Source organism: Streptomyces sp. NPDC001770 (genome assembly GCF_053596135.1).
In genome coordinates, this window is the sequence record NZ_JBSFFN010000041.1 from 42,287 (window position 1) to 64,338 (window position 22,052).

At 72.4% G+C, this 22,052-nt stretch carries 13 protein-coding genes; all 13 read right to left on the reverse strand.

Features of this window, described 5'->3' with window-relative positions; translation table 11 throughout:
* Positions 1-158: 158 nt before the first annotated feature.
* Positions 159-3,110: a helix-turn-helix transcriptional regulator gene (locus ACWCSV_RS29440; RefSeq protein WP_451147341.1), complete on the reverse strand. Its 2,952-nt coding sequence runs from the start codon at positions 3,108-3,110 to the stop codon at positions 159-161.
* Between the two features lie 103 nt (positions 3,111-3,213).
* Positions 3,214-6,108: a helix-turn-helix transcriptional regulator gene (locus ACWCSV_RS29445; protein ID WP_451147343.1), complete on the reverse strand. Its 2,895-nt coding sequence runs from the start codon at positions 6,106-6,108 to the stop codon at positions 3,214-3,216.
* 113 nt (positions 6,109-6,221) lie between these two features.
* A complete protein-coding gene (locus ACWCSV_RS29450) occupies positions 6,222-6,689 on the reverse strand; it encodes an ATP-binding protein (RefSeq protein WP_451147345.1) in 468 nt (155 codons plus the stop codon).
* Positions 6,690-6,942: 253 nt separating this feature from the next.
* Positions 6,943-7,764 carry an anti-sigma factor gene (locus tag ACWCSV_RS29455; RefSeq protein ID WP_451147347.1) on the reverse strand — a complete coding sequence of 274 codons (822 nt, stop codon included), beginning with the start codon at positions 7,762-7,764 and terminating at the stop codon, positions 6,943-6,945.
* Entirely contained in the window at positions 7,761-8,351 is a 591-nt protein-coding gene (locus ACWCSV_RS29460) for a sigma-70 family RNA polymerase sigma factor (protein WP_451147349.1), read from the reverse strand. Before ACWCSV_RS29460 ends, ACWCSV_RS29455 begins: the two co-directional genes overlap by 4 nt.
* 88 nt (positions 8,352-8,439) lie before the next feature.
* Complete coding sequence (sbnA, locus tag ACWCSV_RS29465; protein ID WP_451147351.1) at positions 8,440-9,516, reverse strand: 2,3-diaminopropionate biosynthesis protein SbnA; 1,077 nt, start codon at positions 9,514-9,516, stop codon at positions 8,440-8,442.
* A 72-nt stretch (positions 9,517-9,588) separates the two neighbouring features.
* The gene (gene sbnB / locus ACWCSV_RS29470; protein ID WP_451147353.1) at positions 9,589-10,659 is read right to left on the reverse strand and encodes a 2,3-diaminopropionate biosynthesis protein SbnB; all 1,071 of its coding nucleotides are present in this window, start codon (positions 10,657-10,659) and stop codon (positions 9,589-9,591) included.
* Positions 10,656-11,663: a TauD/TfdA family dioxygenase gene (locus tag ACWCSV_RS29475; protein ID WP_451147355.1), complete on the reverse strand. Its 1,008-nt coding sequence runs from the start codon at positions 11,661-11,663 to the stop codon at positions 10,656-10,658. Before ACWCSV_RS29475 ends, sbnB begins: the two co-directional genes overlap by 4 nt.
* 27 nt (positions 11,664-11,690) lie before the next feature.
* Complete coding sequence (locus ACWCSV_RS29480) at positions 11,691-14,171, reverse strand: non-ribosomal peptide synthetase (RefSeq protein WP_451147357.1); 2,481 nt, start codon at positions 14,169-14,171, stop codon at positions 11,691-11,693.
* The gene (locus tag ACWCSV_RS29485; RefSeq protein ID WP_451147359.1) at positions 14,168-16,714 is read right to left on the reverse strand and encodes a Pls/PosA family non-ribosomal peptide synthetase; all 2,547 of its coding nucleotides are present in this window, start codon (positions 16,712-16,714) and stop codon (positions 14,168-14,170) included. Before ACWCSV_RS29485 ends, ACWCSV_RS29480 begins: the two co-directional genes overlap by 4 nt.
* 484 nt (positions 16,715-17,198) lie before the next feature.
* Positions 17,199-18,155, reverse strand: coding sequence for an ABC transporter ATP-binding protein (locus tag ACWCSV_RS29490; protein WP_451147361.1), 957 nt, complete (start codon positions 18,153-18,155; stop codon positions 17,199-17,201).
* Positions 18,152-20,923 carry an FtsX-like permease family protein gene (locus ACWCSV_RS29495; RefSeq protein WP_451147363.1) on the reverse strand — a complete coding sequence of 924 codons (2,772 nt, stop codon included), beginning with the start codon at positions 20,921-20,923 and terminating at the stop codon, positions 18,152-18,154. The genes ACWCSV_RS29490 and ACWCSV_RS29495 overlap by 4 nt, the downstream gene beginning before the upstream one ends.
* 1 nt (position 20,924) lies before the next feature.
* The coding region (locus ACWCSV_RS29500) for an FtsX-like permease family protein (RefSeq protein WP_451147365.1) at positions 20,925-22,052 on the reverse strand (1,128 nt) is incomplete at its 5' end.

The window sequence follows — 22,052 nt, forward strand, 5'->3', positions numbered from 1 at the left end:
GGCCTTCCAGGAGGGCCGGCGGAGTCGTCGGCGGCGGATGCGGCCACCGCAGGACATCACCCGTGCCTTCTGGTCCGTATCGGGGAGAACCCCCAGTCCCGACGCGCGCCCGGCCCCGGCGGGACTGGGGTGCCGGCCGCCGGCGGCGAGCGGTGGGCTCAGTTCTCGCTGGTCAACAGGGATTTGAGCTGTCGCCGGGAGGTGATGTCGAGTTTCCGGAAGATCTTGTTGAGGTGGTACTCGACGGTCGACTGCGTGATGAAGAGCCGGGTCGCGATCTCGGTGTTGGTGGTTCCGTGCGCGGCGAGGGTGGCTATCCGCCGTTCCTGCGGAGTGAGGTCGTGCTCGGTGAGGCCGTGCGGGGAACGGCCCGCGCGCTTGCGGGGGTGCGCGCCGGTGGCGAGGAGCTCGGTGCGGGCCCGCTCGGCGAAGGCGGCTGCCCCCATGTCGGTGAACATCCGGTACGCGTAGCCCAGTTGGGTACGCGCGTCGGTGCGGCGTCTGCGCCTGCGGAGCCATTCGCCGTAGAGGAGGTGGGTGCGGGCCAGGTCGGTGCGTACCTGAGTGCGGCTGAGGAGGGTCAGGGACCGGACGAAGTGGGGTTCGGCCCCGTCGTGGTCGGCCGAGACCAGGGCCCGGCAGCGTTCCAGGAGTCCCAGGGCCCAGGGTGTACCGGCCGGCGCGGCGCGTTCTTCGAGGCGGGCAAGAGCCCCTCGGGCCGTGGACCGGTCCCCGCTGCGGGTGGAGGCCTCGACGAGATCGGGCAGGGCGCGGGGGGCGCCTCCGGGGTTGTCGGCTTCGAAGTTGACCCGCGCGTGGGCGGCTGCCTGGACGTAGTTTCCCAGGCTGAGTTCGAGGACGGTCAGGCTGTTCCGGGCCCAGTCGGCCAGACCACCGTGCGCGTGGCGGCTGGCCAGGTCGCGTACGAGGAGGTCCGCGGCCGTGCGGGCCGCCGATTCCTGACCGCTCCAGGCCAGGAGCTCCACACGGTAGGCCAGGCCGGGGGAGGGCTGGCCGATGACGGCGGCGAGATCCTGGGCCTCGTCCAGGCACGCGGTGGCGGTGGCGAACCGGCCGGCCCGGAGTTCCCAGGTGGACCGGACCACCAGGGTGGAACGCAGTGCCCCCAGCGCGCCGATGGCGCGCTCGTGCGCCTCCACGAGCCGGGCGGCCTCGGCGCCACCGGTCTCGTCCCAGACCTCCTCGGCGGCGTAGAGGGCGAGGGTTGCCGCCCGGAGACCGTGCCCGACCACGTCGGTGTCCCGTTCCAGGGCGGCGAGCGCGGCCTGGAGGAGAGGCAGGGCGGCCTGATAGCCGCCGTGCATCCGCAGGGCGAAGCCTTCGAGGAGGAGGTCGGCGCTGCTGGGGAGGGCGGACGGCTCACGTGCCGGAGGAACGACCGCCGAGGTGACGGCAGGAAGGGCGGCGACTGGACGGCCGGCGGCTCGCGCGGCGGCCAACGGTGGGGACGCGGTCACCGCGGTCGGGGCCAGGACGGGCGCGGACCCGGCCGGCGGGCTCGGGGCCAGTGGGCTCAGGGCGGGTGAGGTCAGGATCGTCACGCCGAGTTCCTCGCGGGTCGCCGCGTCGTGCTCACCGCACAGCACCGCCAGGAGTCCTTCCACCAGGAGGGACCGGGCCAGAACCCGATCCGTGTCCGCGACCACGCCGGCTGCGGCCAGCAGCGGTGATCCCAGGCCCGCGAGCCGCCCGAAGTAGATGTCGGTGGTGGCCCGGGTCTGCAGGGCACGGGCCCGCAGGACGGTGTCGCCGCCGTCCAGGAGAGGCTGGGCCTGCGCGAGGAGGGACTGGGCGGTAACGGGGTCGCCCAGCACGAGATGGGCTCGGGCGGCCTCGACGAGCCGTACCGCCCGGTCGGCCCGGGAGAGCTGTGCCGCTCGGGCCAGGAGGGCGGCCCGTTCGGCGTAGCCGCCGCGCCCGCGGGCGAGTTCCGCCGCCGCGACCAGTTCGTCGGCCACCTCGTCGTCGAGCCCGACGGTCGCCTCGGCGCGGTGCCAGGCCCGCCGCTCGGGGTTGCGCAGCGCGTCGCTGACAGCGGCGAGCGCGGCGTGGACGCGCCTGCGCTCACCGGCCGGGGCGCTGCGGTAGACGGCCGAGCGGATCAGCGGGTGCCGGAACTCCAGCAGCCGCCCGCCGGTGAGCACGCCCGCGGACACCGCCGCGTCCGCGGCCTGCGCGGGGACGCCCAGTTCCGCAGCCGCCCGCCACAGCTGCAGCACGTCCTCGGGCGGCGCGGCCGACAGCAGTACCAGGAAGGTCCGGGTCTCCGGAGGCAGGCCCCGCACCAGACGTCCGAAGTGGTTCTCCAGCCGGGCTCCCACCGGCAGCGGTTCGAGCAGCGGGGCCGTCCCGGCCAGGTGCGCGGGGCTCAGCGCCTGGGCGCTCTCCATCAGTGCCAGAGGGTTGCCGCCGGCGTCGGCCACGATGCGCGCGGCCACCGCCGCGTCCACCCGCCCCTCCACGCTGTGTCCGAGCAGCTCGTGCGCCTGGGCGCGGGCCAGTCCGTCGACGGTGAGGGTCTCCAGCCCCTCGAACGCGCCTGCGCCGCCTGGTTCCTCGCGACTCGCGACCACCAGGCCCAGAGCCTCCGCCCCCAGCCGCCGGGCCACGAACGCCAGCGCGTCGCAGGACTCGCGGTCCAGCCACTGCACGTCGTCGACGAGGCAGAGCAGCGGCTGTGCCGAGGCGGCGTCGGCCAGCAGCGTCAGGGCCGCCATACCGACCAGGTAGCGATCGGCCCGTGGCGCGGCCAGCATCCCGAACGCGGAGGCCAGCGCCTCGTGCTGGGGGGCCGGCAGCGATCCCAGGCCGTCCAGGAAGGGCCGCAGCAGACGGTGCAGGCCCGCGAATCCGAGCCGCGCCTCGGACTCCGTCCCCGCGGTGCGTACGACCCGCAGGTCGTCCGAGGTCTCAGCGAGATGGTCCAGCAGCGTGGTCTTGCCGATACCTGCCTCGCCGACGACGACGAGCGCCGCGCTCATACCGTCGCGCACGCCCGCCACCAGGCCGGACAGGACCCGCAGTTCCTCGTGCCGACCGGTGAGCGGAACCCGGCGGGTGCGGGCTCCGGCCCGGGCGTGTCCAGTCATGCCCTCAGGAGACCACCCCGGGGGCCCCGGGACCCTGGGGGTCGACCCTAGGGCGTTCGGATCATGCTGGGCCCGCCCCCGACGTACCGCCGCCGCGACGCCGTCAGGGCTGCGGGGGCCGGAGCGCCTGCGCGAGGTGGCGGCGAGAGGTGATGCCGAGCTTGGCGTAGATGTTCGACAGGTGGTACTCGACGGTTTTCTGGGTGACGTAGAGCTCCGACGCGGCCTCCTGGTTCGTCATTCCGCCGGCGATGAGGTGGGCGACCGACAACTCCCGCTCGGTCAGGGCGAGTACGTGCTGCCTGGCGTGGGCGGGAGCGGCGAGTCCCATGGCGGCGAGGTCCGTCTCGCAGCGCCGCAGGAACGGTTCCGCCCGAAGGGCGTCGAATCGGTCGTGCGCCGACTTGAACCACCGTGCGGCCTCCCGCCGGGAGCCGGTCCTGGTCGCCACCAGGAGCCTGCCGTAACCGTGTTCCAGCACCGCGCGGAACAGCGGGGCGTCCTCGCGGGCGTCACCGGCCCCGACGGGGCTCCCGGCGGCATCGGGACCCTCGGTGCCGCCGGGAGCCCCGCCCAGAGCCTGGGCGTAGATCGCCAGCGCCGCACGCGGCCGCCCCTGGGCCTCTGCGAGTTGGCCGCTGAGCCGGGCTCCCACGACCCGCAGATATCCCCTGCCGTCGTAACCGCGCCAGAAGTCTTCGAGAGCCCAGGCGGCGGCCGCCAGCCGCCCCGTTCCGGTGAGCGCTTCGACCAGCAGGGACTGCTGCCACAACCACAGGGGCTTGAACCGCAGGCGTACCCGGTCACCCTCGTCCCCAGCCCCGCCCCCGGCTCCGGTCACCGGCTCGACCAGCGGAGCCAACGCCTCCGCCATGGCGGCGTGGTCACCCCGGGCCTGCGCCAGCACCGCCCCCGCCAGCCCGGCGTACACACGCTCCGCCGGGGGATCTCCCAGCATCCGGTTGATCCGTTCCAGGGCCTCGACGGACTGCTGGGCCGCCTCCCAGTGCCCGCGCCCCGCCTGTACGCACACGGCCGCGAACCACGTGGCCGCGTCGCCGAGGACGTGGTCGTGGGCCGCGGCGATCGCGAGCGCCCGGTCCGCCGCGCTCTCACTGGCGTTCCAGTCACCCGCCAGGTACTCCACCACCGCCAGCAGCGACGACGACAGATGGCTGAGCTTGGACCCGGCGCCCAGCCGGTCGCGGTGCGCCACGGTGACCAGATCGGCCCGTGCCGCCGTCAGTCGGCCCAGGAACAGGTGCATGACACCACGGGTGGCCAGCGTCGCGAGCTGATCGTTCGACGCTTCGGCGGCCTCGACGGGAAGGTGTGCCACGTCCAGCAGCGCCGCACCGGGCCCCTGGTCCCACATCCGGCCCGTGGCCAGCACCGCACGGATGAAATCGGAGGTACCCGCGTCGAGGTCACCGATCGCCAGCGTCTTGCCCGCGATGTCGGCCGTCCGCGCGCCCCGGCACTGCCGGATCGTGATGACGGTCAGAAACGTACCGGCCAGGATCGCCACCCAGCTCGCGTCCGGATCGGCGAGCGCCTCCTGCCAGGCCTCGGTCAAGCGAGCCTCGGCCACCGCCAGCCGGCCCTCCAGGAGGTCCATGACCCCCAGTACGCAACTGCGCAGCGTTCCCTCCGCGCACTCCTCCACCTGCGCCCTCAACGGTACGGCGGCCCACGGCTGCAGGGTCAGCAGCCACTGGGCACAGGCCGTGAGCAGACGCCGCTCCCGTTCCAGGCGGTCGTCGGACAACGACGACGCCCACAGCAACCGGGTGGCGGCCAGGGCGTTGCGGCCGGCGAGGGCCTCGGTGTTCGCCGAGCGCTCCAGGTCGGCCGCCAGAGAAGGGTCGTCGGACGTGGCCGCGGCCACACGATGAGCCCAGGCCGCCCCCGAACCCACCACCTCGGCCGCGGCGTTGTGCAGCGCGCGCCGTCGCCCGGGACCGATCCCCGCGTAGACCGCGTCCCGCTGCAACCCGTGCACCAAGGCCACCGGCCCCACGGAATCCGCCGGCCACCACTGCACCAGACCCGCAGCCAGCGCCGGTTCGATCGCCCGCACGGCGTCGTCCACCCCGGCCACCCGCGCCACGCCCACCAGGGGAAACCGGCCGTCCAGTACCGCCAGCGCCTCCACCAGGGCCACCGAATCGGCGGGCAGACGCCCCAGTACGGCCCCGATTCCCGCCCGCAGCGACTGGTGGACGGGCCACCGCCGTGCCGACTCGTCCCCCAGTACCTGAAGCGGTACCTCCGCCAGGACCGTGCGCACGTAGAGGGGATGGCCCTTCGTGTAGCCGTGCAGCCGTGCCACCAGCTCCGGTGTCACGCGCACCGCCAGCAGTCGCCGGGCCAGCTGGTCGACCTCGTCCTGCCGGAGTCCGCCGACCTCGACGCGTACCGCCCGGTCGACGGACCGCACCAGCCGGTCCAGCGCCTCCGCGCTCTGCTCGCCGTCCGTACGGGCCGCCATCAGCACCAGCACCCGGTCGGCCCAGAGGCGGCGCACCACGAATCCCAGCACCTGCGAGGAGAGCGGATCGGCCCAGTGCGCGTCGTCGACGACGACCGCGACCCCGCCCCCGGACTCCTGCAGCGCGCCCAGCAGCAGCAGGAACTCCCCGCCCAGGGCGTGCGGCGACACCCCCGCCGCGTCCGGCCGGGCCAGCAGTGGGAACCGGGCCGCCAGGCTCCTGTCCACCCGCCTCACCAGCTGGCTGAGTACACCGCCGGGCAGATCGGTCTCCGAGGGATCGCCCACCGCCCACAACACCGTGAAATCCTCCAGCGAGGAGACCGCCCGGCGTATCAGAGTGCTCTTGCCGATCCCCGCCTCACCCTCGACGACCGCCAGCCACGCCTCACCGCCGCGCACCTTGTCCACGCACGCCGCGAGCCGCTCGGACTCGGTCCGCCGCCCGACGAAGAGGTCTCGTTCATCGTGCGCACTCGCCTCGGACGCGCTGCCGGCCACGCTCATGCCTTGGTCTCCCGGGGAGGTCGGATCGGTGCGTGCGCCGCAGGTGCGAGCGAGATCATCTTATGGTCGAACCCTGGTCAGGACCGGGAGTTGAGGATTGCTCTGCCGCTGACTCACCGGGCGGTGTCCGGCGTCGTCAGGGCCGCGTGCACGCACTTGCCGTCCGGGAACGGTTCGGTGAAGACCCGGGCGCCCAGGTCCTCGGCGATGTGCAGGCCCATTCCACCCGTGCCGTCGGTCAGATCCGGGGCACGTGTGGCCGGTACGACGCACGAACAGTCGGTCACCGCGATGTCCAGGGCGCCCGCGGTGGTGGTCAGGGTCAGAGCGCTGGGTCCGGGGGCGTGCCGGACCGCGTTGGTGACCAGCTCGGACACGATGAGCAGGACGTCGTCGTGGCGGTCCGGCGTAAGCGCGGTTCTGGTCCGGTGGAGGAAGGCGGCAGTCGCCCGACGGGCATGCGAGGCGGCCTCCGGCCCGGCGGGCAGCGGGACGGTCCGTGTGCCGAGCAGGCCCGGCGTGACGGTGCCCGGCGTGACGGCGGAGGGTGTGACGGCGGAGGGCGTGATTGTTGTGGTCATGACATTGTCCCGACGAGGGGGCGACGGCCTTGAGGACGCCGGTGGGTGTGGTGCCGGGGCCGACGCTGAGAGCGGATCCCTGTCCTGGCGGATTCGGTATCCGGGTCGTGTCCGGCCTTGCACAAGGGATTCGTAGGCAGCGGCAGAATTGTTTGGGGTGAAGCGAAGAGAATGTGCGGGGGAAGAAGGTGTTGTTCGCCCGAAGCGCCCGTGAGAGAGCGGCCTGCTGCGGCAGCCAGGTTCCTCGGCCCTGTCAGGCGGGGAGCGGGACCGCGCCGAGGGGAACGGTGGTGGGCTGTTCGGAGCCCCCGGCGGGTTCGACGGACAGGGCCACGGCCGTGGCGTCGTCCACCGGACCGTCCAGGAAGGTCAGCCGGCGCCCGGGGTCGCGGCTGAGCAGCCCGGCCGGTACGGGTTTCCCGCCCTCGATGAACCAGGCCTCGTACACGTTGCCCGCAGGTAGCCGTGGCAGGTCGTGGACGGCGAGCGTGGCCGCGTTCTCACTGCGGGAAACGGCGACCGTGGCCGTGCCGCCGCCGCGCAGACCCTGGGTTTCCAGCTGGACGTCGGGCGCTGTCAGCACACGCGCAACCTCGTCCTGCCGCTCGCGCGCCTGCCGGGCTCCGGTTCTGGCGTCCTCCGCCTCCCGGTACTGCCACGTGGCGACGCCGAGGGCCAGGACGGCCGCCACGCAGGCCGCCAGCGCGAGGCGGGGCAGGTTTCGCGAAGGAGCGTGGGCCCGGCCGTCCGCCGCCGGAGCGGCCGGTGCCGGCTGCCACGCGACGGGTGCCTGCCGCGGAGGCGCTGGTGACCTGCGGGGGCCGACCCGTTTCTCCTGCGGTGTGGCCGCCACCTTGCGGAGGACCTCGTCACGCAGGGCGACCGGTGGAGTCACCGCCGCGGCCACTCCCAGCAGCGCGGCCGTGGCCTGAAGCCCGGCGACCTCTTCGCGGCAGGACTCGCACTCCGCCAGATGCCGCTCGAAAGCCAGGCGCTCGTCCTCGGGGAGAGCGTGCAGGGCGTAGGCGCCGCTCGCGTCGTGCGGATCCGCACCGCTCTGGCCCGGAGTGTTCACGGCGCCCCTCCCAGACAGGCGCGCAGCCGGATCAGCCCGTCCCGCAGGCGGGTCTTGACCGTGCCCAGAGGTACGGACAACGACTGCGCCACTTCCTTGTAAGTCAGTCCCCCGTAGTAGGCGAGGGCCACCGTCTCGCGCTGGATGTCGGTGAGCGCGTGGACGCAGCGGCGCACCCGCTGCCACTCCAGATGGGTTTCCACCTGTTCGGACACGTCGTCGAAGGGTGGGCCGGTGTCCAGCAGAGCCGCTCTGCGCTCGCGGTCCGCACCCGCCTGCGAGGACCGCACGCGGTCCACCGCGCGATGGTGCGCCAGGGTCATGATCCAGGTCATCGCGCTGCCACGGCCGGGCTCGAACCGGCCGGACGTACGCCACACCTCGAGCAGCACGTCCTGGACCACCTCCTCCGACTGCGCCGGGTCCCGCAGGACCCGGTGGACCAGACCCATCACCGGCCCGGCGGTCCGGTCGTAGACACCGGTGAAGGCGTCCCGGTCCCCTTCGGCCGTCCAGAGCATCAGCTGTTCCAGATCGGGCCCGTCCGTCTGCTGCCCGGCTTCTCCCCCGCGATCGGCGGATTGCACCTGGATACCTCGCTGACCTGTCGACACCGGTACGGAGACCGTCCGGGCGATACAAGCACCCCGGGGCTCCGGGGGCCATTCAGGTGCGTCAATGCGGTGAATCCATCGTCTGCCGGGGCGCTCCGTACGGCGACGGCGTACACGCACGGCCGGCCGGCTCGTGGTCGTCGGGGTGTGCGCGGCGTCGCGCCGTCGGCGGGGGCGGGCGTGTGGTGTCGAGCGGACCCTCGCCGTAGAGGTCCTGGACCCAGTTGTCCTGGTACACGGTATCGAGGTAGCGCTCGCCGAGGTCGGGTGCGATGGCCACCGCGGTGAGGTCCGGCGTCCTGTGCCGTGCCAGCCAGCCGACCGCGCCGCTCACCACGGTGCCGGTGGAGCCGCCGAAGAGGAAGCCGCTCCGGGCCAGGCGGCGGCAGGCACGGATCGTGTCCGCCTCCCCGACCCGCACCACCTCGTCCACGTACGACTCGTCCAGGAGCGGCGGATGCATGCTCATGCCCAGGCCCGGGATCATCCGGCGGCCCGGGTCACCGCCGAACGCCACCGAGCCGACCGTGTCCACCGCGACGATCCTCACGGGGTGGTGCCGGTCCCGGAAGTACCGGGCGCAGCCCATCAGCGTCCCCGCGGTCCCCGCTCCCACGAACAGGACGTCCAGGCGCGGGAAGGAGCGAGCGATCTCCGGAGCCGTGGTGCGGTAGTGCGCCCTCCAGTTGGCCGGGTTGGTGTACTGGCTCAGCCACACGTACCGGTCGTCGGAGGCGCACAGGCGCCGGACGTGGTCCAGCCGCGCGGCGAGGAAGCCGCCGCTGGTCTCCTGGCCGGCCACCAGTTGGACCTCGCCGCCCAGAGCCTCCATCATCAGCCGTGTGGTGAGGTTGCAGCGTGAGTCGGTCACACAGACGAACCGGTAGCCCTTGCTGGCCGCGATCATGCTCAGCGCCACGCCGAGGTTGCCCGATGAGGACTCGACGAGCACGGAGTCAGCCGTCAGAGTGCCGTCGCGTTCCGCCGACGCCACCATCTCGGCGGCGGCCTTCAGCTTGATCGAGCCGGCGAAGTTGAAGCCCTCGCACTTGAGGAGCAGGGCCTCCCCGAAGATCCGCTCGACGTCCACGTAGAGCGCCTCCTCGTCGAAGGCCTGAGGGACAGTGATGACCGACACGGTGAACTCCTTTTCAGGGCATTTGCCACGGGCGTAGGGGGACGGGCCGAATCCGTTGCGGGGCAGCCGCCCTCACCCGTAGCGGCTCCGTTCGTGGAAGAAGTCGTCGACGACCCGCAGTTGGCCGGAGCGGGCGACGCGGTCGTAGACGAAGCCGCCGACCGCGAGATCGAGCACCCCGAGGCCGAAGGGCGAGAAGACCGCCGGACGGTCCCCGGGGACGGTCACCCGCCCCGCCATGACGTCGTCCAGCGTGCCGTGCACGAAGTCCCGGTTCCCGGTGAGCTGTTCGGTCAGATGGGGGGAGGTGCCCGCCCTGAGACAGTGCCCGATGTCATCGACGATGTTGGTCGAGGCCAGGAGGACCCTCGGGGCGAGATCGCGCAGCGACACGTGCAGTACCACGGGGTTGTGGCCGAACCACGCGGGGTCGTCGACATGGGGCTCGCCGGCTACGGTCGCGAAGACCACGAGATCGCTGGTGCGGATCAGGTCCTCCGGGGAGCGGTGCACCGTGACGGGCGCGGCGCTGCCGGACTGTTCCATGTACAGCCGGAATCCGGCCGCACTGTCCGCGGAGACGTCGTACACCCCGATGTCGTCGAACGACCAGCCCGAGCCTTCGAGGAACGTATGGATGTACCGGGCGATCAGGCCTGAGCCGAAGAACCCGACCCGGGTGGGGCGTGTCCGGTCGCGGCTGAGCCGGTCGGCCGCCGAGGCCGCGGACGCGGCTGTTCTCGTGGCACTGATGATCGAGCTTTCCATACAGGCGAACGGGTAACCCGTCACGGGATCGTTGAGGATCAGCACGGCCGAGGCACGGGGAACGCCGGACCTCACGTTCTCCGGGAAGCTGGAGATCCACTTCAGTCCGTCCACCGGTGACTCGCCCCCGAGGGAAGCGGGCAGAGCGATCATCCGGGAAGTCGCGCGGTCCGGGAAGCGGAGGAACGAGGAGGGCGGGTTCACCGTCCGTCCCGCACCGTGCAGCCGGTAGGCGGCCTCGACCACCTCCACGATCTCCTTCTCGCGGCCGTCGAGGGCACCTCGGACCTGGCTGCCGGGGATCACCGCGAACGAGGGGACGGTGATGTCCCCGGCCGTCGCGGATGCGGGGGAGCCGCTGCGGTCCCTGTTCATCGCGGTCCCACCCCGACCGTCCGTGAGAGAGCGTCCGGCAGGGTCGGCGAGGCCATCGCGACGACCACCTCGCGCGGTCCTTCGTAGGCCTCCCTGCTGTGCGCGGTACGGATGTTGTCCACGAGGAGGAGGTCGCCGGCCTTCCACGGCAGGCGCACGGTGTGCTCCTCGTAGACCGAGTTGATGACCCGGACGACATCCTCTCCGACGGCCTCGCCGCCGCCGTACCGCGTGTTGAACGGCAGGCCGTCGGGACCGTACTCGTCGATGAGGTACTCGCGTACCTCGGGTGCGAGCGTCCACTCGTTCAGGAAGGCGATCTGGTTGGACCAGCAGTACCGTCCATCGGCCGGGTGGCGCACCACGGCGCTGCGCCTCTGCGTGGTGCGCAGCCCTCCGTCGGGCTGCCAGGCGCAGGCGATGGCGTGGTCGTGGCAGTAACGCTCCACCGCCCCGCGGTCGTCGGTGCCGAACGCCTCGGCCAGGGTGGCTCCGACCTCGCCGGTGTAGTTACGGGTCAGGAGCCAGCCCTCGCGTTCGAACCGCTCGGTCAGACCGCGGGGCAGGGCGCCGAGCACGTCCGATGCGTCGGCCAGACCGGTGGCTCCGCCCGTGGTGGGCTCGGAAAGGCAGGCGAAGAGCAGGAGGCCGGGGAAGCCGGTGGTGTAGCTCAGTTCGTGGTGCATGCACATCGGCTGGTTCGGCGGCCAGGGGGAGGACGAGTGGACGCCGGGCGAGTAGGTTCGCCGGGGGGCGAAGGTCTCCCGTTCCGTCACCGGTTCCGCGGCAAGTCCGCGGAGGACCGCGGCGACGCCGTCCGTGTCGTGCAGGTCCAGGCCGCGGACCAGGACGGCACCGTGTTCGGCGAGCGCGGCGTGGAGCCCCTCGCGGGCTCCGGCCGCCCAGCCCGCCGGGTCGGCGGCGGACTGGACCCGCAGCATCGCGGGCCTGCCCGCTCCCCGTTCCGGATCGGCGGGGGCGGTGGCCGTTTCCATGGAAGTCATCGTGATCTCCTCGGGGTAGTGATCGGTTCACGAGCTGGAACGTGCGTCGATGCAGGAGGCGAGATCGGTGAGTACGGGGTGGCGGACCAGATCTCTCAGGGAAACCTCCCGGTCCAGGAAGACCGCCACCCTGACCGCCGACAGTGAAGTGCCGCCGCGGTCGAAGAAGTTGTCCCGCCTGCCCACGAGCTTCGCGGGGACCCCGAGCACCTCCGCCCAGACCGCTGCCAGACGTCGCTCGGTGGGAGTGCGGGGAAGGCCGTCGCTCCTGTCCGCGACGGTCACGTCCGACTCCGCCGCCCGTTCGGCCAGTTCCCGGCGGTCGATCTTCCCGTTGGCGGTGAGCGGCAGAGTCTCCTGCCAGTGGAACGCCGACGGAAGCATGTACGCGGGCAGTGTGGCGCCGAGCCGTTTCCGCAGCTCGTCGGCCCGCAGGGGATGCGCACCGCTGTAGAAGGCGGTCAGATGCCGCTCCGGACCGGGCCGTTCGGCGACCACCACGGCGCCGTCGCGCACACCGGGTGTCCGCAGCAGGGCGTTCTCGATCTCACCGGTCTCGATCCGGAACCCCCGGATCTTGACCTGCGAGTCCTTGCGGCCGAGGAACTCCAGTTGTCCGTCGGGGAGCCAGCGGCCGTAGTCCCCTCCCAGATGGAGCCGCTCGCCCGTGTGGAACGGATCCGGCAGGAAGACCGCGTTCGTCCGGTCCGGGTCGTTGACGTAACCCCGGCCGACACAGATCCCGGCGAAAGCTATGGCACCCGGTGCCCCCAGCGGTACCGGGGAGAGGTGCTCGTCCAGGAGATAGACGCGAACGTTGTTGACCGGACGGCCGAGCGGCACGCGTGCCGTGTCCGGCACCCGGTCCATGACCGCGTGGTTGGTGTCGTCGGACGTCTCGGTCAGACCGTAGGCGTTGACCAGCGCTGTTCCGGGCACGGTGGTGAACCAGCGCCGAACGAGGTCCTTCTTCAGGGCTTCGCCGGTGACCGACACACACCGCAGGGCGGGCAGATCGCGCGCGTGCTGTTCCAGGAAGGCCAGGACGGCGTCGAGGTAGGACGGAACCATCTGCAGAACACCGACCCGGCCGTCCGCCAGGGTCTCGACGAACCGGCGGACGTCCAGGATCGCCTCCTGCGCCACCAGCAGGGTGCGTCCACCCGTCAGCAGGGCCGACAGGAGCTGCCACACGGAGATGTCGAAGCACTGGGGCGCCGTCTGGGCGACCACGTCGCCCTCCCCGATCTCCAGATCCTCGATCTTCGCGAGGAGATGGTTGAGCATTCCCGCGTGCTCCACCATCGCCCCCTTGGGTTCCCCGGTGGAGCCGGAGGTGAAGATGACGTAGGCGAGATCGTCCGGTCCGACCGGTACGCGGGGATCGGAGTCCTCGTGGCTCTCCTCGCAGAGGGTGTCTATGAACGACGTGCGTACCCCTGCCAGAGAGGTGACGGCGTCGTCGAGAGTGGTGCCGCAACCGGGATCGGTGAGCACCAGGCCGCAGCCGGCGCGAGTCAGCATGGTGGCGACGCGGTCGGCGGGGAAGCCCGGCTCGACGGGCAGATAGACGCCGCCGGCCTTGAGGACCGCGAGGACCGAGGTCAGCCAGTTCAGATTCCGTTCGGTCACCACGGCGACGACGTCCTGCGGGCCGAGCCCCGAGTCCAGCAGGGCGTGAGCGAGCCGGTTGGCACGGTGGTCGAGTTCCCCGTACGTACAGGACCTGTCACCCTGGACGGCCGCGACCCTGTCCGGATGCGTGCGCGCCCGCTGCGCGAAGAGTTCGTGGAAGCGCAGGCCGGGGAGCTCTCGGTGCGGTCCCGCGAGTCCGTCGACCTGATGACGGAGTTCCTCGGGTGACACCAGGCTCTGGCTCGCGTGCGCCGCGTCGGGATCCGCCGCGATCAGTTCGAGCGCGGTGAGGTGGTAGCCGGCGATCCTTCTCGCGTACGCCTCGTCGATCACCTCTGTGCTGTACAGCAGCCTGAGCACGCACGCGTCGTCGCGACGGACCACCGTCACCTGCAGCACGGCCTTCCGCGCAGGTCCGCCACCACCCGTCGGGTCGAACACCACTTCGGGTGGTGTGGCAGGGAGGCCCAGCTCGGAGCGGAGAGCGCCGACCGGGAAATTCTGGTGGGCACGCAGCTCCGACTCCGTACGGTCCGCGTGCAGCACCAGCGTCCGCCACGTGACACAGCCGGTCGACAGGCGGCACGGCAGCGGATCGGCGGCCGCGGCTGCCACGAAGCCGGTCGTGACGTCCTGCTCCCCGGTCAGCGCGGCCAGCACCTTGACGTGGGCGGCCAGGATCGGAGAGGCGGGGCGTACCCCCATCGACGCCGTCAGCCGGTCCAGTTCGGTCACGAGTGCCGCCGGTGCGGCAGCCTCGACCACCGCGGTGCCGGGCACCGGATCGCGGGTCCACCGTGCCGGTGAGGCGGCTCCTCCGGCGGTGAGCACATCGCGCCAGTACTCCGAGGGGGTACGTGTCGAGGTGTTCATCGTGTTGCCTCCTCGTTCCGGGCGGCCTCCGGGTCGATCCGGGTAGCCGGATTTCCACCCCACCGGGCGTTCGCGGGCACCGACTCCCCCTTCATCAGGAAGGAGTCCGGAGCGAGTACCGCTCCGTCGCCGATCGTGACGCCGTAGTGCACGAAGGCCCCGACCCCGAGCGTGCAGCGGGAACCGAGGGCGGAGCGGTCGGACTTGAAGGCGCCGTCCTCCTGCGAATGGCACTGGACGACACTGCCGGCGTTGAGCGCGGAGCCGTCCCCGACGGTGACCATCGTCCGCTCCGTCAGGAAGCAGCCGTCGTCGAAGACCCTGCGCCCGATGCGCACCCCCAGCAGCCGCCAGATCAGCACCTTGAAGGGAGTCCCGTCGAAAGCCTTGAGGAACAGTTCCGACGGCACCTTCCAGAAGCGTTCACGCCGCCAGAAGCGACGGTCGTAGATCGAGCAGAAGAGCGGGCCCGGCGGGTGGGACGACGTGACCGCGCGCTCCACGAGGACGAAGTACGCGGCGCTGACGAGCAGCACCAGAACGTTGCCCAGCGCGACAGCCGCGGCGCCGACCGACGTGTAGAGCTCGGCCGAACCCGAGACGACCAGGGTGACCAGGAACGCGTAGACCCACCTGACCAGCAGGTACAGCCCCATGGTGCCCGCGTTGTGCCTGTTCTTGCCGGCCAGGCCGGTGCGCAGCTCGGAGCCGGTCTTCATGAGGTCGAAGCTGCTGTCCCGCTCGACCGACCTGGGTATCTCGAAACTCGGCGAGCCCAGGAGGCCGACACCTTCCCGGATCCTTCCGTCCACCGGGACCATGACCTTGGTCGCCAGCAGGCAGTTGGCCCCCGTTCGGCCCCGGGAGGGGTAGGCGATCCTGTTGCCGAGGAAGTTCCGCGGTCCGATGGCGGTGCGGGAGGCGCGGAAGGACGTACTGGAGAACTCGACGTTGTTGATCGACAGCCCGTCGGCGACCATCGTCCCCGACCCGACCGCACTCAGGCAGGGCGTCTCGTGCTTCACCTCGGTCCCGAAGTTCGATCCCGTCTGCTCCACGCGGGAGAGGTCGTAACCGAGCAGACGGAGATAGGGGACCACGGCGGAACTGTCGCCGAACAGGCGTGTGAGGAAGGGCCGGTTGGTCAGCAGGGTGATCGCGCGCAGCATGCCGTAGTGGAAGCCGTAGAGGGGATAGACCCGGTCCGGCGCGATGGTGCGGGCGAGCAGCCGGGGGATGGCGGCGAGTACGAGGAAGCCGAGCGGCATGATCACGAAGAGCAGCACGAAGGAGATGGCCAGGGCGTCGCGGTAGAACACCCACGTCGTGAGGATCGAGGGACCCGGTTCCAGCACGGCGGAGAGCTGCGGGGCCTCGGCGAGCAGAATGCCGATGCCTCCGACGGCCAGCGGCAGGTACACCAGCAGTGCGGCCAGCAACTGCGTGACGCTGTGGAGGGACCTGCGTACGGTGCCACAGGGCACGGGTTCCACCACCGGGTACTCCCGGTCGGCGCACCGTGCCGGTGAGCCGTGCCAGGATTCACCGGCGGGTACCGTCTGCCCGCTGTGGAGGGCGGACGCGTGGGCCAGCCGGGCGCCGTCGCCGAGCGACGTACCGATGTCGAGCACAGAGGCCTCGGCGACGACCACGTCCTTCCCGAGCGTCACGGTGCCGGTCTCGATGAGGTCTCCGCGGGCGCGATAGCCGGTGAAGAAGCAGTCCTTGCGGATGACCGTGGAGTCACCGATGGACAGCAGGTCGGTACAGAGGGGCACATGGCGGGAGAAGACCGTGACGCCCGGCCCGATCCGCGCGCCCAGCGCCCTGAGATAGAGCGTGTAGAGCGGCGACCCGACGAAGAGGACGAGCGGATCCGAGCGGATGAGTGTTTTGACGACCCAGAGGCGGAAGTACGCCAGGCTCCAGATGCGGATCCGCTGAGGCTTCCAGTGCCCCACGAGGACCCACTTGGCGAGTACCGGCGCGACCGACAGTCCCAGGAACACGGCGCCACCGAAGACGACTGAACGGAGATACACGTCGAGCACGCCGGTTCCGGCGGATATCCATTCGTAGCCGTGGACACCGACGAACGCGACGAGGAACGAGTAGACGAGGAAGGCCAGCAGCTGCAGCGCCCCGCACAGGGCGTACCTCGCCCTGCCCGAGGGAGCCGCGGGCGCCGGGACGGACGGTGCGAGGACAGGGTGCGAAGGCTCCACGGGTACGGGGGGAGCGGTGACCGTCAGAGCGAGGGCCAGATCCCGGACGGTGCTGTGCGCATAGACGTCGCGGATGGAGACCGGCGGCAGGTCCGCGCACTTTCTGACCCGCGCGCAGAAATGGGCCATCACCAGAGAGTCGGCACCGAGGTCCTCGAAGAAGTGACTCCCGGCCGGCACGTGATCGAGTCGCATGACGTCGGCCAGCACGTCCGCGAACGCCGCTTCGGCGCGGGCAGCCGGCTCGGTGGGGTGCCCGTGCCGGGCAGGGGCGCCCTCAGAGGGCGGCGACGAAGAGGTAACCTGCGTTCCGGTCATGAGGAGCTCCCTCGAAAGGACGCGTACCACGTCGTCATGCGACTCGGGGTGAGCCGAACGCGGACGCTCTCTACCCAGCATTCGAGGCCGACGGCGCGAAAGTTTGCCCTGTTTGCATCGGAATTCATATGTTCCGCTCTGTCCTGGTCCGGCCCTCGACGTGCCGCGCGGGATGCCGTGAACGTCTTCGAGGAACTGAACCGCCGCAGACGGGCGGTTCCGCGGGCGGGGCCGGAGCGGGCCGGCCCAGTGACCGCGCGAGCGGACCGGGGACGACGGCTTCGCGTCCGTCGGGGCGAGACCGTCCTCCCGCACCCGGTGGGACGCCGTGGACCCGGAAGCCGAGACCGTGCGGACGCCGCACCGTACCCAGGGCCAGGGCCAGGGCCAGGGCCAGGGCCAGGGCCACCGCGGCAGCCGACAGCAGGGAGGAACCGGGGCGGCGCCTGGGCGTCGGGCGACCTCCGCCCGGCCCGCCCCCGGGTCACTTCCCGGTCGCGTCCGGCCACACCCCGATGTGGTCCCGCTCGAGCTCCAGCATGACCCGGTGCTCCATCCCCAGCGCCTCGGTGTAGTCCGCCGGGAGCTGCAGCCGGCCCGCCCGGTCGAGCATCGCGTACTCGCGGGCCACCAGGGACTCCCGGCCCGTCTCCGCGTCGACCTCGGTGTGGCGGAGTACCTCGGAGGAGGTGCGGCCGTCCCGGATCGCGACGGTGCGGCGTACTTCGTCCGCCACCGCCTGGTCGTGGGTCACGATCACGATCGTCGTGCCCAACTCCTCGTTGGCGCGGCGGAACGCGGCGAACACCTGCTCGCCTGTCGCGGAGTCCAGTTCACCGGTCGGCTCGTCGGCCAGCAGCACCGACGGGTTGTTGGCCAGTGCGACCGCGATCGCCACCCGCTGCTGCTGTCCGCCGGACATCTGGGCGGGACGGCGGTCCCGGCACTCCGTGACCTCCAGCATCTCCAGCAACAGCTCGGCGCGCGCGGCCCGTTCGGTGTTCCTGCCGCGTCCCCGCAGCTGCATCGGGAGGGTGATGTTCTGGGCGGCGGTGAGATACGACAGCAGGTTGCGGGAGGTCTGCTGCCAGACGAAGCCGACCACGTCACGGCGGTAGCGGAGCCGCTCCTTCGGCCCCATGGCCAGCAGGTCGCAGCCTGCCGCCTTCGCCGAGCCGGCCGTGGGGACGTCGAGTCCCGCCAGGATGTTCATCAGGGTCGACTTCCCACTCCCCGACGCGCCGACCAGAGCCATCAACTCGCCCTCCGTGACGAGGAGATCGAGTCCCTGGAGGGCCTGCACCTCCACGCCGTCCGCGGAGAAGACGCGTACCAGCCGGTCGCAGACGATCAGGGCGTCGTGCCCGTAGGCGGGCCGGTCGCGGCGTGCGGCCGCCCGCCTCTCGAGCTCCGCCAGTGTGGTCTCCGTCGATGGTGTCACCGGGTGTCTCCTGCCCTGAGTTCCTTGATCGATCCACGGCGGCCCGACCACCACGCCTGCACACCGGCCACGGCGGCGGTGAGGACGACGACTCCCAGCGCCGGGAGCGCCAGCGACCGGACATCGGCCCGCAGCGACGCGGTGTGCGGGTTCCCCGGCGCGACCTTGCTCAGCGCGAGCGCGGAGAGGTCGACACCGGGTGCCAGCAGAGCGATGGTCGCCCAGCCGACGAGGAGCCCGCCCGTCGCCGCCAGCAGCGCCTGCGGCAACGCTTCGAGGGCGAGCAGCCGCCGGCCCTGACGGGGGGTGAGCCCCATGGTGCGCAGCCGCGCCAACAGCGTGGTGCGCTCAGGTGCCGTCTGCAGCAGCGAGAGGACCACGGCGAGCAGCGCGTACCCCGCCCCGGCCACGACGGCCGCCTCGTAGATCCGTTCGGCGCCCGCCTGCATCGGGGTGTCCACGAGCTTCCCGCGCTCCGCCGACCGCAGTCGCACCACATACTCCGGGCCCGCCTCGCGCGCTGCCGCGCGCAGGAGTCTCCCGTCGAGGGAGTCTCCGGTCACCAGCAGGGTGGTGGGGTCCGGTGCGGGGAGCGCCTCGGCGTCGGCGATCAGGAATTCTCCGTCGCTCACCGCGGAGGTGCGTGGCAGCACTCCGGCGACCCGTACCGTGAGGCTCCCGTCCTGTGTCCGGACGGCGTGGGGCCCCTCGCCGAGCCGTTGGGCCAGAGCGGGCGAGACGATCACGGGTACGGCCCCGCCCCGGTCCGGGCCGCTCTCCAGCGCACCCGCCGGGAAGGCGGCCAGCCCCGTGGCGCGGGCGAGTCGTGCGTACGAGGCGGGCTCGACCCCCACCACGGTCGCACGTTCCGCGTCCGGCCCGGTGCCCTGCGCCGCGGCCGGCTGCGTCCCGTACTCGATGTGTACGGGCGCCACGTCCTCGACGCCGTGCGCGGCCCGGAGCCGGCCGACGACGTCCCCAGGAACAGTGGAGCGCGCGCCCTCGCCGCTGACGCGGGCATCCGCGCCGACCGCGCGCAGTGCCGCGTCGTCGCGGGCGTCCGCGACGCCCGCGAGTACGGAGCCACCGAACGCCGCCGTGGTCAGCGCGACCAGCAGGGCCAGCAGGAGCAGCGTGCCGTTCGACGGGGCCCGGCCCGCCCGGGCCAGTGAGAGGAAGCCGACCGCACCGCGCAGCCTCGCCGCGGGGCGGGACGCCAGACGCAGCGGCAGGGGGTACAGCCGTACGAGGACGAGCGCGGCGATCAGCCCCACCAGGACCGGTGCGGCGCTGACCAGCAGGTCGGCCCCGGAGCCCGTCGACGTACCGCGGCGGCGCAGCGCGGTGACGGCGCCGGCCGCCAGGACGAGCAGCGTCAGTTCGGCGACCGTCCGACGGCGGGTGGGCCGGGCGTCCACCATGTCGTCGCGGGCCCCGGGCAGCAGGGGACGGCGATGGCGCAGGGCCGTGCGCAGCGGCAGTACCACGCAGACCGGTACGGCGACGGCGGCGGCGCCCGCCGCGGCGGGCGCGAACCCCGCGTCCGGGACGAGGAGGACGGCCAGGAGCAGTCCGAGCGCCGCCGCGGGCAGCACGGCCACGGCCGTCTCGGTGAGGAGCCGCACCCCGATGCCCCGCAGGGAGCCGCCGCGCGAGCGCAGCAACGCGAGTTCGTGGTGGCGGCGGGCGCCGATCAGCCCGCCGGTCATCAGGAGGACGACGGCGGCGACCGCTGCGATGCCCACGGCCGCGACGGTGACCACCGGGTCGATCGCGGCGCGCATCGCGAGGTGGGCGTCGAGGATCGCGTCGAGGTCGGTGGTGAGCGTGGTGGTCGGCCCGGTGACGTCCCGTAGCTTCAGCAGGCCCGGGCCGTGCTCCACCGCTGCGACGGCTGTGCTCGTACGGGAGGCGTCGGCGGCGGTGAGACGGGAGGCGTCCGGGGCGATGCGCCAGAACAGTTCGGGCTCGCCCGTGGTCGCGAGGAGCGCCGGCGCCGCGTCCGGGGGCAGCAGCAGCGCGGCCGTCCAGAAGTAGACCGGGGTCGGTGAGCCCGGGTCCTTCGCCAGGGACGGGGAGCGGAACAGCGGCTCGACCGACCAGTAGCCGCTCTCCGGTCGCAGCGGCGCGACGATGCCGGTGATCCGGACGGTGAGCACCGCCCTGCCGTGGGTCACCACGGCGATCGTGGAGCCGGGCCTCAACTTCAGCTCGGCGGCCGTGTCCTCGGTGACGGCCGCTTCCACCTCACGGGACGCCTCGGTCACCTCGCCGTGCACCACCGGCCAGTGCCCCGCACGCAGCGTGCTGTGCTCGGCGAGTCCCGACGGGGCCGCGTAGGTGAACCGGGGCGGCAGCCCGTCGGGACGCGGGAGCCAGCGCTCCTCCGCGACCAGTGGCTCCGTCGTGTGCACGCCGTACGAGGAGTGAGGCACGTCGGCCCGCAGCGGGGCGGGGAGCGTTCCCGCCAGCGCCTCGTTCGCCTTCGACAGCGCCTCCTGACGCATCGCCCGCTCCCTGACCGCGGGCGCCTGCGAGAGAGAAGGCGGCGGCGCGGTCACTTCGAGCACGCTCCGCCTCGGGGCGGCGTTCGTGATGTCGTGCCGCAGCGCATCCGTCCTGTACGCGTCGACCGCGCGCGGGAACGCGGCGGCGAGGAACGCCGTCAGGAGAACGAGGACCGCGAGGGCGACGGACGGACCGGGGGCGGTACGCAGCCGGGTGCGCACCCAGGGAGCGCAGGCGGCCGGTGTCCGGGCAGTGTTCATGTCAGTTGTCTCCCTGGTGGCGGAGCGACACCGCGGCATCGGACCGGCGCAGTGCCGTCGCCGCGACGAAGAGCAGCGGCAGCGCGATCACCGATGCCAGAAGTGCCGCCACCTGCCCGGCCGGCAGCAGCACCAGCACGTCCGGCACGGGCCGGGCCGCCTGCCCGGTCAGGACGACGAGGGGTACGACCGCCCTGGTCAGCACGGTTCCGAGGGCAAGCCCGATCACCAGGGCGAGGGCGATCAGGACTCCTTGTTCGACGGCCAGCGTCCGGGCCAGCCGACGGCGGGAGGCGCCCAGGGCGCGCAACACGGCGAATTCGGCGGACCGCTCGCTCCGGGAGCCCACCAGTCCGACCGCGAAACCGACCGCGGCCAGGGCGGCGGCCGCGGCGGCCGCCGCACGGAGCGCGGACTGCGGACCGGCCCCCAGCGGATCGTCCGCCAGCTCCCGCGCCACCTCGTCCCGCACCCGCACCTGGGACGGGTCCGTGCCGGGCAGCGCACGCAGCTCCGCCGCCACCGCCGGGCCGTCGCCCGGCGCCGTGCTCAGCCACCACTCGGTGGGCGCCGGTGTGGCCCCCGACCCCTGGTCCAGCGCCTCGGACACCGCCCTGAGGTCCAGCAGCAGCGCCCCGCCCGGCTTCCCGGTCACACCCGCGGCGGCTCCGTCCGCAGAACCCGTGGTCCCGCCGGGACCGGTGGTCGGGAGTTCCCGCACCGACTTCACCAGCGTCACCCGGACCGTTTCGCCCCCCAGCGCGAGATCGACCTGCTGGCCCAACCGCGCCCCGGAGGAGGCCAGATACGCGTCGGTGGCCACCGCCTTCAGCGCCGGTGGGGCCGGACGGTCCGCACGGAGCAGCAGGGTGTCGACCTGCTCCGCGCCCCAGGAGCCGCGGTCCGCGAGGCCCGATCCCGTGCCGTAACGGAACGCGGGGGCCGCGCCCGTACCCGTCACCGTCCCGACCGTCCCGGCCGGGCTGTCCGCGTCCGGCCCGGTCACGGTCGACGTGGCCCGCCACCGCACCCCGTCCGACGACGGAACCGGGGCGAGCCCCCCGAACCCCGGGGGCCCAACCCCCCCCACGGACGCGAACTCGGACAGCGCGCGGGCGGAGCCCCCGCA

Excerpts from the sequence above, each read along its gene's own strand:
- ACWCSV_RS29475 (WP_451147355.1), bottom strand. The coding sequence starts at position 11,663 with ATGACTTCCATGGAAACGGCCACCGCCCCCGCCGATCCGGAACGGGGA.
- ACWCSV_RS29495 (WP_451147363.1), bottom strand. The coding sequence starts at position 20,923 with ATGAACACTGCCCGGACACCGGCCGCCTGCGCTCCCTGGGTGCGCACC.
- ACWCSV_RS29440 (WP_451147341.1), bottom strand. The coding sequence starts at position 3,110 with ATGACTGGACACGCCCGGGCCGGAGCCCGCACCCGCCGGGTTCCGCTC.
- ACWCSV_RS29485 (WP_451147359.1), bottom strand. The coding sequence starts at position 16,714 with ATGACCGGAACGCAGGTTACCTCTTCGTCGCCGCCCTCTGAGGGCGCC.
- ACWCSV_RS29480 (WP_451147357.1), bottom strand. The coding sequence starts at position 14,171 with ATGAACACCTCGACACGTACCCCCTCGGAGTACTGGCGCGATGTGCTC.
- sbnB (WP_451147353.1), bottom strand. The coding sequence starts at position 10,659 with ATGAACAGGGACCGCAGCGGCTCCCCCGCATCCGCGACGGCCGGGGAC.
- ACWCSV_RS29445 (WP_451147343.1), bottom strand. The coding sequence starts at position 6,108 with ATGAGCGTGGCCGGCAGCGCGTCCGAGGCGAGTGCGCACGATGAACGA.
- ACWCSV_RS29450 (WP_451147345.1), bottom strand. The coding sequence starts at position 6,689 with ATGACCACAACAATCACGCCCTCCGCCGTCACACCCTCCGCCGTCACG.